Here is a 16623-nt window from a genome sequence, read left to right as displayed (position 1 = left end):
TGTAAGGACACGTTATGCCAAGCGCCCACAGTGTTAAGCTACGCCCGCTGGAGCGTGAAGATTTACGCTATGTACATCAACTCGACAATAACGCCAGTGTGATGCGTTACTGGTTTGAGGAACCCTACGAAGCCTTTGTTGAACTCTCTGATCTGTACGATAAGCATATTCACGATCAGAGCGAACGGCGCTTTGTGGTGGAATGTGACGGCGAAAAAGCCGGTCTGGTGGAGCTGGTGGAAATTAACCATGTTCATCGCCGCGCAGAATTTCAGATAATTATCTCCCCGGAATATCAGGGGAAAGGTCTGGCAACCCGTGCTGCAAAATTAGCAATGGACTATGGCTTCACCGTTCTCAATCTCTATAAGCTGTATCTGATCGTCGATAAAGAGAATGAAAAAGCGATTCACATTTACCGCAAGCTTGGCTTTACGGTTGAAGGTGAATTGATGCATGAGTTCTTTATTAATGGTCAATATCGGAATGCCATTCGCATGTGCATATTCCAGCATCAGTATCTGGCAGAGCACAAAACACCGGGTCAGACTCTCCTGAAGCCGACCGCACAATAGCATTAATAATAATCGATAGTATTTTTGATGGTGTAAACCCGTTCGACGGCGGGTTTTACTCCTTCATCAACAATGATTAGCTGACAGTCCACCGGATTGGCGTGACTGTCATATTCACAGCTCTGTTTTACATTACCAACTCGTTGATTATTCAGTAAAGTAACCGCTGTGTAATCTAATTTTTTGATCGGATCCGTTGATGGCGTAGCGCTGACAGATAATGTTTTGTCGTTACTTTTCGTGGTTTTACCCAGCGGATAACCCTGATCATCATAGCGATATTCCATCTGCATCTGTTTGCTGCTGGCTTTAATCACAAAGCCATTATCATCGGTTTCCCAACTCACCCCTGCAGAAGGTAATTCTGCTAGCTGGCATTTTCCCTGCAAACGAACTCTTTTCTCCAGTGTCTGGGCATCACGGTAATAATTGGCGTCCAGTACCAGGGCAACCACGGTATTATTTTCCAGATCCAGTAATTCGAGTGAATCAAAACAGCCTTCTTCCGACAAAGTCCCCGAAACACGTTTCGTCACTTCACCTTGCTCATCCATTAATGTCTGAGTGAAATCTTTTACCGGACCACGCAGCGGATCAAAATCGAATTCATTAGAGAAACTGGCCATCTCAGGGGTAAATGAAAGTGTTACCTCTGTGCGGTCACATCCTGTGAGGAATATCGCGAGTAAGCATGGCAGTAATTTGTATTTCACAACAGTCACCAGAGAGTAGAGATGATTCTCAATCATAGTAGCAAATACAGTACTTTACACGTTAAATGCTATGCTTAAAGAAGTTATCTTCGCGTAAGGAGCTTATGATGAAACTCTCAACCTGCTGTGCCGCGCTTCTGCTCGCCCTCGCCTCACCCGCGGTACTCGCCGCGCCGGGATCCTGTGAGCGCATACAGAGCGATATATCACAGCGCATTATCAATAATGGCGTTCCCGAAAGCAGCTTCACGTTAAGTATTGTACCCAATGACCAGGTTGATCAGCCTGATTCCCAGGTCGTCGGGCATTGCGCTAATGATACGCATAAAATTCTCTACACCCGCACCACCAGCGGTAACGTCTCTGCTCCCGCGCAGTCTACCCAGGATGGCGCGCCTGCCGAACCGCAGTAATACATTATCGACTGCACGCCGGATACGACACATCCGGCGATTTGAACATACAACATAATCCCACCTTATTACTCATACCCTTCTATTGATATGGATTAATAATTCTTAACCCAAAATAGGTAGACTCCCTCTATTGTTAGCGCGCTAAATATTCAATATATAAACTTTTATATAACGATAAAGAACAGGGAGTGAGTTATGTCCAAAAATGAACAAATGGTAGGCATCAGCCGCAGAACACTCGTTAAATCTACCGCGATAGGTTCTCTGGCGCTGGCTGCAGGCGGTTTTTCTTTACCGTTCACCCTGCGCAGTGCAGCGGCAGCGGTACAACAGGCCAGCGAGAAAGTGGTCTGGGGTGCCTGTTCCGTCAACTGTGGTAGCCGCTGTGCACTTCGTCTGCATGTTAAAGATAATGAAGTGACCTGGGTGGAAACTGACAACACCGGCAACGACGAGTATGGCAATCATCAAGTACGTGCCTGTTTGCGCGGTCGCTCCATCCGTCGGCGTATTAATCATCCCGATCGCTTGAATTACCCAATGAAACGCGTGGGCAAACGCGGCGAAGGCAAATTCGAACGGATTAGCTGGGATGAAGCCCTGGATACTATCGCCAGTAGCCTGAAAAAAACCGTCGAACAATATGGCAATGAGGCTGTATATATTCAGTACTCTTCGGGGATTGTTGGCGGCAATATGACCCGCTCTTCACCATCAGCCTCGGCGGTCAAACGCCTGATGAACTGCTACGGCGGTTCACTCAACCAGTATGGCTCCTACAGCACCGCGCAAATTTCCTGTGCCATGCCCTACACCTACGGCAGTAATGATGGCAACAGCACCACGGATATTGAAAACAGCAAGCTGGTCGTGATGTTTGGTAACAACCCGGCAGAAACCCGCATGAGCGGCGGTGGCATCACTTATCTTCTTGAAAAAGCGCGCGAGAAATCGAACGCAAAAATGATTGTTATCGATCCGCGATATACCGATACGGCTGCTGGTCGTGAAGACGAATGGCTACCTATTCGCCCGGGCACCGATGCCGCGCTGGTTGCGGGTATTGCCTGGGTATTGATTAACGAAAATCTCGTTGATCAACCTTTTCTCGATAAATACTGCGTCGGCTATGACGAAAAAACCTTACCCGCAGATGCACCAAAAAATGGTCACTATAAAGCCTATATTCTTGGTGAAGGAGACGACAAAACAGCGAAAACGCCGCAGTGGGCTTCGCAAATTACCGGTATCCCGGTGGACCGTATCATCAAGCTGGCGCGTGAAATTGGCACAGCAAAACCCGCTTATATCTGCCAGGGCTGGGGGCCGCAACGCCAGGCAAACGGTGAGCTGACCGCACGCGCTATTGCTATGTTGCCTATTTTGACGGGCAATGTCGGCATCAGCGGCGGGAATAGTGGCGCGCGTGAATCGACCTATACCATTACCATAGAACGCCTACCGGTGCTGGATAATCCGGTCAAAACGTCAATCTCCTGCTTCAGCTGGACGGATGCTATCGATCATGGCCCGCAAATGACGGCAATCCGCGACGGCGTCCGGGGCAAAGATAAACTGGATGTGCCCATTAAGTTCATCTGGAACTACGCGGGAAATACCCTGGTTAATCAGCATTCTGACATCAACAAAACGCATGAAATTCTGCAGGACGAATCGAAATGCGAAATGATTGTGGTCATCGAAAACTTTATGACCTCATCGGCAAAATATGCCGACATTCTGCTGCCAGACCTGATGACCGTTGAGCAGGAAGATATTATTCCTAACGACTACGCCGGTAACATGGGATATCTCATTTTCCTCCAGCCAGTCACCAGCGAAAAATTCGAACGCAAACCGATTTACTGGATCCTGAGTGAGGTCGCGAAACGTCTTGGACCTGACGTCTATCAAAAGTTCACAGAAGGTCGCACGCAGGAACAATGGTTACAACATCTGTACGCCAAAATGCTTGCCAAAGATCCGGCGTTACCGTCTTACGACGAACTGAAAAAAATGGGTATCTATAAGCGTAAAGATCCCAATGGTCATTTTGTCGCCTACAAAGCATTTCGTGACGACCCCGAGGCAAATCCACTTAAAACGCCTTCCGGTAAGATTGAAATTTATTCCAGCAAGCTGGCGGAAATTGCCCGTACCTGGGAACTGGAAAAAGATGAAGTGATAAGCCCACTGCCAGTTTATGCCTCAACCTTTGAAGGCTGGGACTCCCCTGAACGTAGAACCTTCCCACTGCAACTGTTTGGTTTCCATTACAAATCCCGTACCCACTCGACCTACGGCAATATTGATGTCCTGAAGGCAGCCTGCCGTCAGGAGGTGTGGATCAACCCTATAGATGCACAGAAACGTGGGATTGCCAACGGCGATATGGTGCGGGTGTTTAACCATCGTGGCGAAGTTCGGCTACCAGCCAAAGTGACACCACGCATTCTTCCTGGAGTTAGCGCTATGGGTCAGGGAGCCTGGCACGAGGCCAATATGTCTGGCGATAAAATCGACCACGGCGGCTGTGTGAATACGCTAACCACTCTGCGCCCTTCACCACTGGCGAAGGGAAACCCGCAGCACACTAATCTGGTCGAGATCGAAAAAATATAACCCACTACGACCATAAATTTTGACATGACATTTTGTTTGAAAAGCAATAAGTGAGTAATGATGAAAATCCATACCACAGAGGCGCTCATGAAGGCTGAAATCAGCCGTAGAAGTCTGATGAAAACCTCCGCACTTGGCAGTCTTGCGCTGGCAAGCAGTGCTTTCACTCTGCCATTTTCCCAAATGGTCCGAGCGGCAGAGACACCGGTAGAAGAGAAAGCGGTCTGGAGTTCCTGCACCGTTAACTGCGGGAGCCGCTGTCTGTTACGTTTGCATGTGAAAGATGACACCGTGTACTGGGTGGAGTCTGATACGACAGGTGACGACGTCTACGGTAATCATCAGGTTCGGGCATGTTTACGCGGGCGCTCTATCCGCCGACGGATGAATCATCCTGACAGGTTGAAATATCCCATGAAGCGCGTCGGCAAGCGCGGTGAAGGTAAATTTGAACGGATAAGTTGGGATGAAGCCCTGGATACCATCAGTGATAATCTTCGGCGGATCCTTAAAGATTACGGCAATGAGGCTGTACATGTCCTGTACGGAACAGGCGTAGATGGCGGAAACATCACCAACTCGAACGTCCCGTACCGTCTGATGAACTCTTGCGGTGGTTTTCTCAGTCGCTATGGCAGCTACAGTACCGCTCAAATCAGTGCCGCAATGAGTTATATGTTCGGTGCCAATGATGGCAACAGCCCGGATGATATCGCCAATACGAAACTGGTCGTTATGTTCGGAAATAACCCGGCAGAAACCCGGATGAGCGGCGGTGGTGTCACTTACTACGTCGAGCAAGCCCGCGAACGTTCAAATGCACGCATGATCGTCATCGATCCACGTTATAACGACACAGCTGCCGGACGTGAAGATGAATGGCTGCCCATTCGCCCTGGCACCGATGGAGCACTGGCCTGTGCGATTGCCTGGGTACTGATTACTGAAAACATGGTCGATCAGCCATTTCTCGACAAATATTGTGTTGGTTACGATGAAAAAACGCTGCCCGCCAACGCACCACGTAACGCGCATTATAAAGCCTATATTCTGGGCGAAGGGCCTGACGGCATAGCTAAAACGCCGGAATGGGCAGCAAAAATCACCAGCATACCGGCAGAAAAAATTATCCATTTGGCACGAGAGATCGGTTCAGCAAAACCTGCTTATATTTGTCAGGGTTGGGGGCCACAACGACACTCCAACGGCGAACAAACGTCCCGCGCTATTGCCATGCTTTCCGTTCTCACCGGTAACGTCGGCATAAACGGCGGCAACTCAGGTGTACGCGAAGGTAGCTGGGATCTGGGGGTAGAATGGTTCCCGATGCTTGAGAATCCTGTTAAAACGCAGATTTCCGTCTTTACATGGACAGATGCCATCGACCACGGTACGGAAATGACCGCGACCCGTGATGGTGTTCGTGGAAAAGAAAAACTGGATGTCCCCATCAAGTTTTTATGGTGCTACGCCAGTAACACATTGATCAATCAACATGGCGACATCAATCACACCCATGAGGTGCTTCAGGATGACAGCAAGTGCGAGATGATTGTTGGCATTGACCACTTCATGACGGCCTCGGCTAAGTATTGCGATATCCTGTTGCCCGACCTGATGCCAACAGAGCAAGAAGACCTTATCTCTCATGAATCTGCAGGGAATATGGGCTATGTGATCCTCGCCCAACCCGCAACCTCAGCAAAATTTGAACGCAAACCCATCTACTGGATGCTGAGTGAAGTCGCCAAACGCTTAGGACCGGACGTTTATCAAACCTTTACTGAAGGTCGCAGTCAGCATGAATGGATCAAATATCTCCATGCGAAAACGAAGGAACGTAACCCTGAGATGCCCGACTACGAGGAGATGAAAACGACCGGGATCTTTAAGAAAAAATGCCCGGAAGAACACTACGTCGCTTTCCGCGCATTCCGTGAAGATCCACAGGCAAACCCGTTGAAAACACCTTCGGGGAAAATCGAAATTTATTCTGAACGACTGGCGACGATTGCGGATACCTGGGAATTGAAAAAAGATGAAATTATTCATCCCCTTCCTGCGTATACCCCAGGTTTTGATGGCTGGGACGATCCCCTGCGGAAAACCTATCCACTGCAGCTAACGGGCTTCCACTACAAAGCGCGTACCCACTCCAGCTACGGCAATATTGATGTGTTACAGCAGGCCTGCCCACAAGAGGTGTGGATCAACCCCATTGATGCTCAGGCACGCGGTATCCGTCATGGCGATACCGTGCGGGTATTTAACAATAATGGAGAAATGCTGATTGCCGCAAAAGTGACTCCGCGTATTCTGCCTGGCGTTACCGCCATCGGGCAAGGTGCGTGGCTTAAAGCGGATATGTTTGGTGACCGGGTCGATCACGGCGGCAGTATCAATATTCTGACCTCTCACCGCCCTTCACCGCTGGCAAAGGGAAACCCGTCGCACAGCAATCTTGTCCAGATCGAAAAGGTTTAAGGAGTAGCCCATGACCACACAATATGGATTTTTTATCGATTCCAGCCGCTGTACTGGCTGTAAAACCTGCGAACTGGCGTGCAAAGATTTTAAAGATCTTGGCCCGGAAGTCAGTTTCCGCCGTATTTATGAATATGCTGGCGGCGACTGGCAGGAAGATAATGGCGTCTGGCACCAGAACGTGTTCGCTTATTATCTCTCCATCTCCTGTAACCATTGCGATGACCCCGCATGTACAAAAGTCTGCCCCAGCGGCGCAATGCATAAGCGTGAAGATGGCTTTGTGGTGGTTGATGAAGATGTTTGTATCGGCTGCCGCTACTGCCACATGGCTTGTCCGTACGGCGCGCCACAGTACAATGCTGAAAAAGGGCACATGACGAAGTGCGATGGTTGTTATTCGCGCGTCGCCGAGGGGAAACAACCCATATGTGTCGAATCCTGCCCGCTGCGTGCACTTGAGTTCGGTCCAATTGAAGAGCTGCGCCAGAAGCACGGCACTCTGGCTGCCGTCGCGCCACTGCCGCGCGCGCATTTCACAAAACCCAATATCGTTATCAAACCTAACGCCAACAGCCGCCCGACCGGCGATACCACTGGTTATCTGGCTAATCCGGAGGAAGTGTAAAATGGGAAATGGATGGCATGAATGGCCACTGGTTATCTTTACCGTATTGGGTCAATGCGTAGTAGGCGCGCTGATTGTTAGCGGAATTGGCTGGTTCGCCGCCAAAAATGACGCAGACCGTCAGCACATTGTTCGTGGCATGTTTTTCCTCTGGCTGTTGATGGGCATCGGGTTTATTGCCTCTGTCATGCACCTGGGATCGCCACTGCGGGCGTTTAACTCGCTGAATCGAATCGGAGCTTCTGGTCTGAGTAACGAGATTGCTGCCGGTTCAATATTTTTTGCCGTTGGCGGATTATGGTGGCTGGTGACGATCATCGGTAAAATGCCGCAAGCGTTGGGGAAACTCTGGTTACTTGTCAGCATGGCGCTCGGCGTCATTTTCGTCTGGATGATGACCGGCGTGTATCAAATCGACACTGTGCCAACCTGGCATAACGGTTACACTACGCTGGCTTTCTTTCTGACAGTATTATTGAGCGGTCCAATACTTGCTGCTGCAATTCTGCGGGCAGCCCGCGTTACATTTAATACCACACCATTTGCCATCATTAGCGTTCTGGCGCTGATCGCTTGTGCCGGGGTGATTGTGCTGCAAGGTTTGTCTCTGGCGTCTATTCACTCATCCGTACAACAAGCCAGCGCACTGGTACCAGATTACGCCTCCTTACAGGTCTGGCGTGTGGTATTGTTATGCACAGGTCTAGGATGCTGGCTTTGTCCGCTCATTCGTCGCCGTGAACCTCACGTTGCCGGACTTGTTCTGGGGCTAATCCTCATACTTGGCGGTGAGATGATCGGGCGTGTGCTCTTTTATGGCCTGCACATGACGGTAGGAATGGCTATTGCAGGTTAACAAATTGGTGCGGGGCAACCCGCACATTTCAGGATGTTAGGAATGACCCATTTTTCACAGCAAGATAATTTTTCTGTCGCGGCGCGCGTGTTGGGCGCGCTGTTTTATTACGCTCCAGAGAGTGCGGAAGCCGCCCCCCTGGTTGCGGTACTCACCCGTGACGGCTGGGAAACTCAGTGGCCTCTACCAGAAGCGTCATTAGCGCCGCTGGTGACGGCTTTTCAGACACAGAGTGAAGAGACTCACGCCCAGGCCTGGCAGCGTTTGTTTGTCGGCCCGTGGGCACTGCCGTCACCGCCGTGGGGGTCGGTCTGGCTGGATCGCGAATCTGTGCTGTTTGGCGATTCAACATTGGCACTTCGTCAGTGGATGCGCGAGAAAGGCATTCAGTTTGAAATGCAGCAAAACGAACCGGAAGATCATTTTGGTTCACTGCTGTTGATGGCTGCGTGGTTGGCGGAGAATGGTCGCCAGACAGAATGCGAAGAATTGCTGGCATGGCACCTTTTTCCGTGGTCAACACGATTTCTTGACGTTTTTATCGAAAAAGCAGAACACCCTTTCTACCGTGCACTGGGTGAACTGGCTCGCTTAACGCTGGCGCAATGGCAATCACAACTGTTAATTCCTGTCGCGGTTAAATCGCTGTTTCGATAGGATCACCGTAATATTGCCGGATGGTGACGATTACGCGCAATTCGGCAATAATACGTTACAGTGTCACGTTTTTTATCTCTTAAAGCACGCACTGCTTTTGCGTCTGGCTTCTTTTGCCGCAAAATAGTCGCCCGTGTTTCATTGCCCATTTCTGCTCATGCATCATCTACACATCTATCCGGATCTGCGCACTATGTTCCGCCGTCTGCTTATCGCAACAGTCGTCGGTATTCTCGCGGCCTTTGCCGTTGCCGGGTTTCGTCATGCAATGCTGCTACTGGAGTGGTTGTTCCTCAATAATGACTCGGGCAGTCTGGTCAATGCAGCGACAAATCTTTCCCCGTGGCGACGGCTGCTAACTCCGGCGCTCGGCGGACTGGCGGCGGGTTTGTTGCTGATGGGCTGGCAGAAATTTACCTAGCAACGCCCTCATGCGCCGACCGATTACATGGAAGCGTTGCAAACCGATGGGCAGTTTGATTACGCAGCAAGCCTGGTTAAATCGCTTGCCTCTCTGCTGGTAGTAACCAGCGGCAGTGCAATTGGTCGCGAAGGTGCGATGATTCTTTTAGCTGCCCTTGCCGCCTCCTGTTTTGTCCAACGTTTTACGCCACGCCAGGAGTGGAAATTATGGATCGCCTGTGGAGCTGCGGCGGGAATGGCTGCGGCCTATCGCGCCCCGCTTGCTGGCAGTTTATTTATAGCCGAAGTGCTGTTTGGCACTATGATGTTGGCCTCTCTCGGCCCGGTGATTATTTCCGCCGTCGTGGCGTTGCTGGTTAGCAATCTGATTAATCATAGCGACGCGTTACTCTACAGCGTACAACTCTCAGTGACGGTTCAGGCTCGTGACTATGCGCTGATTATCAGTACAGGTGTGCTGGCAGGTCTGTGCGGACCACTGTTGTTAACGTTAATGAACGCCTGTCATCGTGGATTTGTAAGTCTCAAACTTGCGCCGCCCTGGCAACTGGCACTGGGCGGGTTGATCGTGGGTCTGCTTTCCCTGTTCACACCTGCAGTGTGGGGCAACGGCTATAGCACCGTACAATCCTTTTTAACCGCCCCGCCACTGTTAATGATCATTGCCGGGATCTTCCTCTGTAAACTGTTTGCCGTGCTGGCGAGTAGTGGTTCTGGCGCGCCCGGTGGTGTCTTTACACCGACGCTATTTATCGGTCTTGCCATTGGCATGTTGTATGGTCGTAGCCTGGGATTATGGTTCCCTGATGGCGAAGAAATTACGCTTTTACTCGGATTGACCGGGATGGCGACACTGTTGGCGGCAACCACGCACGCGCCGATTATGTCGACGTTGATGATATGTGAAATGACCGGGGAGTATCAGCTACTCCCCGGTTTATTGATTGCCTGCGTAATTGCGTCGGTAATTTCGCGGACTTTACACCGTGACTCTATCTACCGCCAGCACACTGCGCAGCATAGCTAAGCGGATGTATTGCCCCAGTTCACGCTGTTCGGCGCGCGGCAGATAAGGCAGTTCACCAATGAGCGGTGCCGGAAGTTTTTTACCCAGCACATCAATGATTTCCGCATAATGCGCCAGTCCTGGATTGATTCGGTTAGCCACCCAGCCAATGAGCGGTAGCCCGTCGTTGGCGATCGCCTGAGCTGTTAGCAGTGCATGGTTAATGCAACCTTCCTGAATACCGACAACCATCAACACCGGCAGTTGTTCCTGCACCACCCATTCAGAGAGCGGACGCAAATCATTCATCAGACTGCGCCAGCCGCCAGTCCCTTCTACCACCACATGATCGACTTTATCGGTCAGGTTTGCCAGGCCGTTTGAAATGAGGGTGTAATTGATTGGGCAACTGTGCGCCACGCTACTTTCTTCTTCGCTTAACGCGATAGGATTAACTGCTTCATAAGGCAGTTCGATGGTTGAAACACTCTGCAACACCAGGGCATCTTTATTACGCAGCCCTTCGGGTGTCTCTTTGCTCCCCTTCGCTACGGGTTTATATCCCGCAACCGTTTTTCCCTGGGAGGCTAACGCTTGTAGCAATGCGCGGGAAACCACCGTTTTCCCTACAGAAGTGTCTGTACCGGTAATAAAGAAACGCTTCAGCATCACTAACTCCACCGTTATGCTTCACAAATATAAACCAGGAAAATAATTAACCTTGAAAGTCTAAGTTATGCTTTCCTGGCCCAAATTGAGATAGCGCAAATTTTGGTAGAACAGTTAAAAAATGTTAACCCTGCAACAGACGAATCAACAAAGAACCGTTATACATCGCGTCTTTTACCAGCGCAGCCCCTGCCATCGTGCCCTGGTTAGAAAACTGAGTACTCTCAACGCTAATGTGCTGACTATACGCAGGAAGGGCCTGCTGACGGATGCTATCTGAGATGACCGGGAAGAGGATATCTGCCGCTTTACTTAACGGTGAGCCAATCAGTATTTTTTGTGGGTTAAATAAATTCACCATGATGGCAAGAATGCGCCCTACATGCGCGCCCACCCCGGTAATGATGTCTTTTGCCAGCAGATCGCCGCGCAATGCCGCCTGACACAATGAGTCCACGGTTAACGGTTGTCCATGTAACATCGAGCTCATGGATTGATTGAGACGCAGCTGTGCCAGCTCAAGAATACTGTCCACACTGGCGATGGTTTCGAGGCAGCCGTGATTCCCGCAATAACAGCGTTTCCCATACGGGTCGACCTGCGTGTGACCTATTTCCACGAGGCTACTGCTGCCTGCGTGTAGCAGATGACCATCGGTAATGACGCCCGCCCCCACGTTGTGATCGATAACCACCTGAATCACATCGCGCGCCCCGCGTGAGGCACCAAACAAGGCCTCAGCCATCGTCCATGCGCTGATATCATGCTGAATATAAACCGGTACGCCGGTATGCTGCTCCAGCGCCTCGCCGAGCGGCATCTCTTTTACATCCTCGTAGAACGGCATGCGATGTACAATACCATTTTCCGTATCAATAATTCCCGGCAAGGTAATGGCAATCGAAGTCAGACGCTCAAGTTTTTTCTGGTGGCGGATAAAAAACTGATCGATATGGGAAATGATACGATCCAGCAATGGTGAGTCATCTTTTAACGCCAGTTCCTGCGCCTCCTCCACCACCAGTTTGCTGCTCAGATCGCGCAGAGCAAGGAAAATCTCCCCGCGACTAATGCGCAGAGAAAGATAGTGCCAGGCTTCAGTTTCAACCACCAGCCCCACTGCCGGACGGCCACGGTTCCCCGCTTCTTTGATTTCCAGCTCTTGCACCAGGTGTGCTTCGAGCATCTCACGGACAATTTTAGTGATACTGGCAGGAGCCAGCTGCGCCAGACGGGAAAGATCGATACGCGAGACTGGACCAAGCTGATCAATCAGGCGATAAACCGCGCCCGCGTTGGTCTGCTTTATTTGATCAATGTGCCCAGGCTGATTTTCAGCAACCACCGCATACTCCCTATATTTTCGCGCTCCGAAATAATCTGTAGGCTATGGTGAAGCACTTCAATACGTGTCGTCAAATTTTTACTTAGGCATGTGATTAACAGCACATTTTTCGGGCTTTTTCGCTGAAATTTCCCTCACCTGAGAGCATTCAGCAGATGAATACGAAAGTTACGCGCAGCCGGACTTTGTTCATGATGTTTCGGCCAGACCAACCACATTTCAGAAACCGCATCCTCTTCAGCAATCGGCACCCAGCGCATTTCGTTGAGCTGAACACGTTTAAATGACGCAGGCAAAATTGAAACACCCAGACCGGCGGAAACCAGACCGATGATGGTCATTGCCTCACCCACCTCCTGAGTGATGACGGGCGTCAAATTGTAACGTCTCATCAGCCCGAGAATATCGTCATACAGCCCTGTCCCGACGTGCGGATCAAAAAAGACAAAGGGTTCTTTCGCCAGTTCAGCCAGCGTTACACTCGGGTTATTTGCCAGGGGATGATCGTGCGGGATCATCGCCATAAGCGGTTCATGGACGATGACTGCGTGTTCAAGCGTCTCCGGTAACGCTGTGTTACGCAGCAATCCCATATCCAGCGTTCCTTCAATGAGCGGAGCGATTTGCTCGCGAGTGTTCATTTCGCGGGTTTGTAAATGGACATCGGGATAATCACGGCGAAACAGCGATAACGTATCGGACACCGCCCGAATAAAAGGAGCGGACGAAGTAAAACCAATGCGCAACTCCCCCGCTTCACCCTGATGCAGTCTTTCAGCGCGAGCGGCAGCATCATCCACCATAGACAGGATTTGCCGACTATCTACAAGAAACTGTTTTCCTGCTGCCGTCAGCAATACACTGCGATTGGTCCGTGCCAGCAGTCGGGCACCAATTTGTTGCTCCAGCGCCTGAATCTGTTGACTTAGCGGTGGTTGCGAAATATTCAGGCGGGCAGCGGCGCGCCCGAAATGCAGCTCTTCTGCAACCGCAACAAAGTAACGCAGATGACGAAGTTCAATATTCATATTTAAAACATCTTATTTGAGATTATTAATATATTAGACAGAACAATTCGATTTTCCTAATCTATTCATAAGCCTGATCCACAGGCATATTTAGCAAGGATTTCAAGTGAGCCGTACTACAACTGTTGATGGCGCTCCGGCAAGCGACACTGACAAGCAAAGCATTTCTCAGCCAAATCAATTTATTAAACGCGGTACGCCGCAATTTATGCGTGTCACCCTGGCGCTTTTCTCTGCCGGACTGGCAACCTTCGCACTTCTCTATTGTGTGCAACCTATCCTTCCGGTGCTTTCGCAGGAGTTTGGCTTAACGCCTGCTAACAGTAGTATTTCACTGTCCATTTCAACGGCGATGTTGGCTATCGGTTTGCTGTTTACTGGCCCGCTATCCGATGCCATTGGTCGCAAACCAGTGATGGTCACGGCGCTACTGTTGGCCTCCATTTGTACGTTACTTTCGACAATGATGACCAGCTGGCACGGCATTTTGATTATGCGCGCCTTGATTGGGCTTTCGTTAAGTGGCGTGGCAGCTGTTGGCATGACTTATCTTAGCGAGGAAATCCACCCCAGTTTCGTGGCCTTTTCGATGGGGTTGTATATCAGCGGCAACTCAATTGGCGGTATGAGCGGACGCTTAATTAGCGGTGTCTTCACGGACTTTTTCAACTGGCGAATTGCTCTGGCGGCAATCGGTTGTTTCGCGCTGGCCTCGGCGTTAATGTTCTGGAAAATCCTCCCTGAATCACGCCATTTTCGCCCGACTTCGCTGCGACCTAAGACGTTGTTTATCAACTTTCGTCTGCACTGGCGTGACCGGGGATTACCGTTATTGTTCGCAGAAGGCTTTTTGCTGATGGGGTCGTTCGTCACGCTGTTTAATTACATCGGCTATCGGTTGATGCTCTCTCCCTGGCATGTCAGCCAGGCCGTGGTTGGCTTATTATCGCTGGCTTATTTGACCGGTACATGGAGCTCACCCAAAGCCGGAACCATGACCACCCGCTATGGGCGCGGTCCGGTGATGTTGTTTTCGACGGGGGTTATGCTGTTTGGTTTACTGATGACCTTATTTAGCTCGCTGTGGCTGATCTTTGCCGGAATGTTACTCTTCTCAGCCGGATTCTTCGCAGCCCACTCAGTAGCCAGCAGCTGGATCGGCCCCCGCGCAAAACGCGCTAAAGGCCAGGCCTCCTCGCTGTATCTGTTCAGTTACTATCTGGGGTCGAGTATTGCCGGGACGCTGGGTGGTGTTTTCTGGCATAACTATGGCTGGAACGGCGTCGGCGCATTTATTGCTCTGATGCTGGTCATTGCTCTGCTGGTCGGGACGCGTTTGCATCGTCGTCTGCACGCCTGAAAAATAAGTCCGGACTGCGGTAAATACCCATCCGGACTTATTGCCTGCTCAAACCAACGTTAATAGCCATCCTAAAATAGACGAAGCGCCAGCCAATTCCCGCAGCGCATCTAGTGTCATCAGGATTATAAGTACCCAAATAAACGGATTCATTTTGCTGTGTGTCATTTATTACTGATGCGCAGTTATTCTACCGCTTTGTAAGTAGTAAAATAGTTAACCCGATCAAGACTACTATTATTGGTAGCTAAATTTCCCTTAAGTCACAATACGTTATTATCAACGCTGTAATTTATTCAGCGTTTGTACATATCGTTACACGCTGAAACCAACCACTCACGGAAGTCTGCCATTCCCAGGGATATAGTTATTTCAACGGCCCCGCAGTGGGGTTAAATGAAAAAACAAATTGAGGGTATGACAATGAAAAAAGTATTAGCTCTGGTTGTTGCCGCTGCTATGGGTCTGTCTTCTGCCGCCTTTGCTGCAGAGACTGCGACCACACCTGCTCCGACTGCGACGACCACCAAAGCAGCGCCTGCGAAAACCACACATCATAAAAAACAGCATAAAGCAGCACCTGCCCAGAAAGCGCAGGCGGCTAAAAAGCATCATAAAAATGCCAAAGCTGAACAGAAAGCTCCTGAACAAAAAGCGCAGGCAGCGAAGAAACACGCCAAGAAACACAGCCATCAGCAACCGGCAAAACCTGCTGCACAACCCGCAGCGTAAGTTATCAATAGTAATGCTGGCGCGCCCCCTCGCGCCTGAAAATTACGGTGCTAAGCGGATAACGTTTAGCACCGCCTTTAGCGGAGGGTAGTATGGTGGGCCGTTATCGCTTTGAGTTCATTCTTATCATCCTTATTTTATGCGCACTGATTGCCGCCCGTTTTTATCTTTCCTGATCGTAGTTATCTGATTTTACTCCCACTTTCATCCCGTCCCGTCTATAGTATTTATGAGGGTTTGCTTTTAATAATCATAATTACCCACCAGAGTGTGATATGCGTACAACCATTGCTGTAGTGTTGGGTGCAATTAGTTTGACGTCTGCTTTTGTGTTTGCAGATAAACCAGACGTTGCCAAATCGGCAAACGATGAGGTCAGCACCCTGTTTTTTGGTCATGATGATCGTGTGCCAGTGAATGACACGACCCAATCACCGTGGGATGCGGTTGGCCAACTGGAAACGGCCAGCGGCAATTTATGTACGGCGACGCTGATTGCACCCAATCTGGCATTAACGGCAGGACACTGTTTATTGACGCCGCCAAAGGGTAAAGCCGATAAAGCGGTAGCGCTGCGTTTCGTGTCAAATAAAGGTCTTTGGCGCTATGAGATCCACGACATAGAAGGCCGCGTTGATCCGACACTGGGAAAGCGGTTAAAAGCAGATGGGGATGGTTGGATTGTTCCTCCCGCAGCTGCGCCGTGGGACTTCGGTTTGATTGTGCTACGTAATCCGCCTTCTGGCATTACACCATTGCCGTTATTTGAGGGAGATAAAGCCGCGCTTACCGCCGCATTAAAAGCGGCAGGTCGTAAAGTGACTCAGGCGGGATACCCTGAAGATCATCTCGATACGTTGTACAGTCATCAAAACTGTGAAGTGACTGGCTGGGCGCAAACGTCGGTGATGTCGCATCAGTGCGATACCTTGCCGGGTGACAGCGGTTCGCCTCTGATGTTGCATACCGATGACGGCTGGCAATTAATTGGGGTGCAAAGTTCGGCTCCTGCCGCGAAAGATCGCTGGCGCGCCGATAACCGGGCCATTTCTGTTACCGGTTTTCGCGACAGGCTGGATCAACTGTCGCAAAAATAATGTTCAAACGCT

16 protein-coding genes and 1 pseudogene are annotated in these 16623 nt (G+C 50.4%); 12 read left to right on the top strand and 5 right to left on the bottom strand.

Annotated elements, in window-relative coordinates:
- Nucleotides 1-14: 14 nt before the first annotated feature.
- The gene (gene speG / locus ACJHYD_RS05585) at nt 15-575 is read left to right on the top strand and encodes a spermidine N1-acetyltransferase (RefSeq protein WP_001138584.1); all 561 of its coding nucleotides are present in this window, start codon (nt 15-17) and stop codon (nt 573-575) included.
- 2 nt (nt 576-577) lie between these two features.
- Here speG and ACJHYD_RS05580 read toward each other — a convergent pair whose 3' ends face one another.
- Entirely contained in the window at nt 578-1288 is a 711-nt protein-coding gene (locus ACJHYD_RS05580; RefSeq protein WP_001445899.1) for a YnfC family lipoprotein, read from the bottom strand.
- 107 nt (nt 1289-1395) lie between these two features.
- Here ACJHYD_RS05580 and ACJHYD_RS05575 point away from each other — a divergent pair, with 107 nt between their 5' ends.
- From ACJHYD_RS05575 to clcB, 7 genes and pseudogenes are all read left to right on the top strand, one after another.
- On the top strand, nt 1396-1701 hold the full coding sequence (locus ACJHYD_RS05575) for a DUF1161 domain-containing protein (RefSeq protein WP_001295396.1): 306 nt from the start codon (nt 1396-1398) through the stop codon (nt 1699-1701).
- 198 nt (nt 1702-1899) lie between these two features.
- A complete protein-coding gene (gene ynfE / locus ACJHYD_RS05570; protein ID WP_001551145.1) occupies nt 1900-4326 on the top strand; it encodes a selenate/tellurate reductase subunit YnfE in 2427 nt (808 codons plus the stop codon).
- Between the two features lie 60 nt (nt 4327-4386).
- Entirely contained in the window at nt 4387-6810 is a 2424-nt protein-coding gene (gene ynfF / locus ACJHYD_RS05565) for a selenate/tellurate reductase subunit YnfF (protein ID WP_072198879.1), read from the top strand.
- Between the two features lie 10 nt (nt 6811-6820).
- A complete protein-coding gene (gene ynfG / locus ACJHYD_RS05560; RefSeq protein WP_000213028.1) occupies nt 6821-7438 on the top strand; it encodes a DMSO reductase like molybdoenzyme iron-sulfur subunit YnfG in 618 nt (205 codons plus the stop codon).
- A 1-nt stretch (nt 7439) separates the two neighbouring features.
- Nucleotides 7440-8294: a selenate reductase membrane anchor subunit YnfH gene (gene ynfH, locus ACJHYD_RS05555; protein ID WP_001551147.1), complete on the top strand. Its 855-nt coding sequence runs from the start codon at nt 7440-7442 to the stop codon at nt 8292-8294.
- Nucleotides 8295-8336: 42 nt separating this feature from the next.
- On the top strand, nt 8337-8951 hold the full coding sequence (gene dmsD / locus ACJHYD_RS05550; RefSeq protein ID WP_001551148.1) for a Tat proofreading chaperone DmsD: 615 nt from the start codon (nt 8337-8339) through the stop codon (nt 8949-8951).
- Between the two features lie 157 nt (nt 8952-9108).
- Nucleotides 9109-10401, top strand: a pseudogene (clcB, locus tag ACJHYD_RS05545) (voltage-gated ClC-type chloride channel ClcB).
- Here the strand turns inward: clcB and bioD are convergent.
- The 3 genes from bioD to ACJHYD_RS05530 form a co-directional block, all read right to left on the bottom strand.
- On the bottom strand, nt 10354-11049 hold the full coding sequence (bioD, locus tag ACJHYD_RS05540; RefSeq protein WP_000919226.1) for a dethiobiotin synthase: 696 nt from the start codon (nt 11047-11049) through the stop codon (nt 10354-10356). The pseudogene clcB and the gene bioD sit on opposite strands and share 48 nt — an antisense overlap.
- 124 nt (nt 11050-11173) lie before the next feature.
- Nucleotides 11174-12394: a sugar metabolism global transcriptional regulator Mlc gene (gene mlc / locus ACJHYD_RS05535; protein ID WP_000225257.1), complete on the bottom strand. Its 1221-nt coding sequence runs from the start codon at nt 12392-12394 to the stop codon at nt 11174-11176.
- Between the two features lie 134 nt (nt 12395-12528).
- Nucleotides 12529-13422 (bottom strand): LysR family transcriptional regulator, encoded by an 894-nt coding sequence (locus tag ACJHYD_RS05530; protein WP_001019558.1) that lies wholly within the window; start codon nt 13420-13422, stop codon nt 12529-12531.
- 106 nt (nt 13423-13528) lie between these two features.
- Between ACJHYD_RS05530 and ACJHYD_RS05525 the strand changes: the two genes are divergently transcribed.
- On the top strand, nt 13529-14782 hold the full coding sequence (locus ACJHYD_RS05525) for an MFS transporter (protein WP_000091840.1): 1254 nt from the start codon (nt 13529-13531) through the stop codon (nt 14780-14782).
- A gap of 48 nt (nt 14783-14830) precedes the next feature.
- Here the strand turns inward: ACJHYD_RS05525 and ACJHYD_RS05520 are convergent, their stop codons facing one another.
- A complete protein-coding gene (locus ACJHYD_RS05520; RefSeq protein ID WP_001351109.1) occupies nt 14831-14935 on the bottom strand; it encodes a KPN_01571 family protein in 105 nt (34 codons plus the stop codon).
- Between the two features lie 270 nt (nt 14936-15205).
- Here ACJHYD_RS05520 and asr point away from each other — a divergent pair, with 270 nt between their 5' ends.
- The 3 genes from asr to ACJHYD_RS05505 all read left to right on the top strand — a co-directional run bounded on the left by asr (nt 15206) and on the right by ACJHYD_RS05505 (nt 16611).
- On the top strand, nt 15206-15514 hold the full coding sequence (asr, locus tag ACJHYD_RS05515) for an acid resistance repetitive basic protein Asr (RefSeq protein WP_001362115.1): 309 nt from the start codon (nt 15206-15208) through the stop codon (nt 15512-15514).
- A gap of 92 nt (nt 15515-15606) precedes the next feature.
- Entirely contained in the window at nt 15607-15690 is an 84-nt protein-coding gene (locus ACJHYD_RS05510; protein ID WP_000233090.1) for a hypothetical protein, read from the top strand.
- Nucleotides 15691-15789: 99 nt separating this feature from the next.
- A complete protein-coding gene (locus ACJHYD_RS05505; protein WP_001260850.1) occupies nt 15790-16611 on the top strand; it encodes a trypsin-like serine peptidase in 822 nt (273 codons plus the stop codon).
- Nucleotides 16612-16623: the final 12 nt, after the last annotated feature.

The organism is Escherichia sp. WS1368, assembly GCF_046487485.1.
GTDB classification, from domain to species: Bacteria; Pseudomonadota; Gammaproteobacteria; order Enterobacterales; family Enterobacteriaceae; genus Escherichia; species Escherichia coli.
Note: the sequence above shows the minus strand (reverse complement) of the source record. Positions and strands in the feature narration are given on the sequence as shown.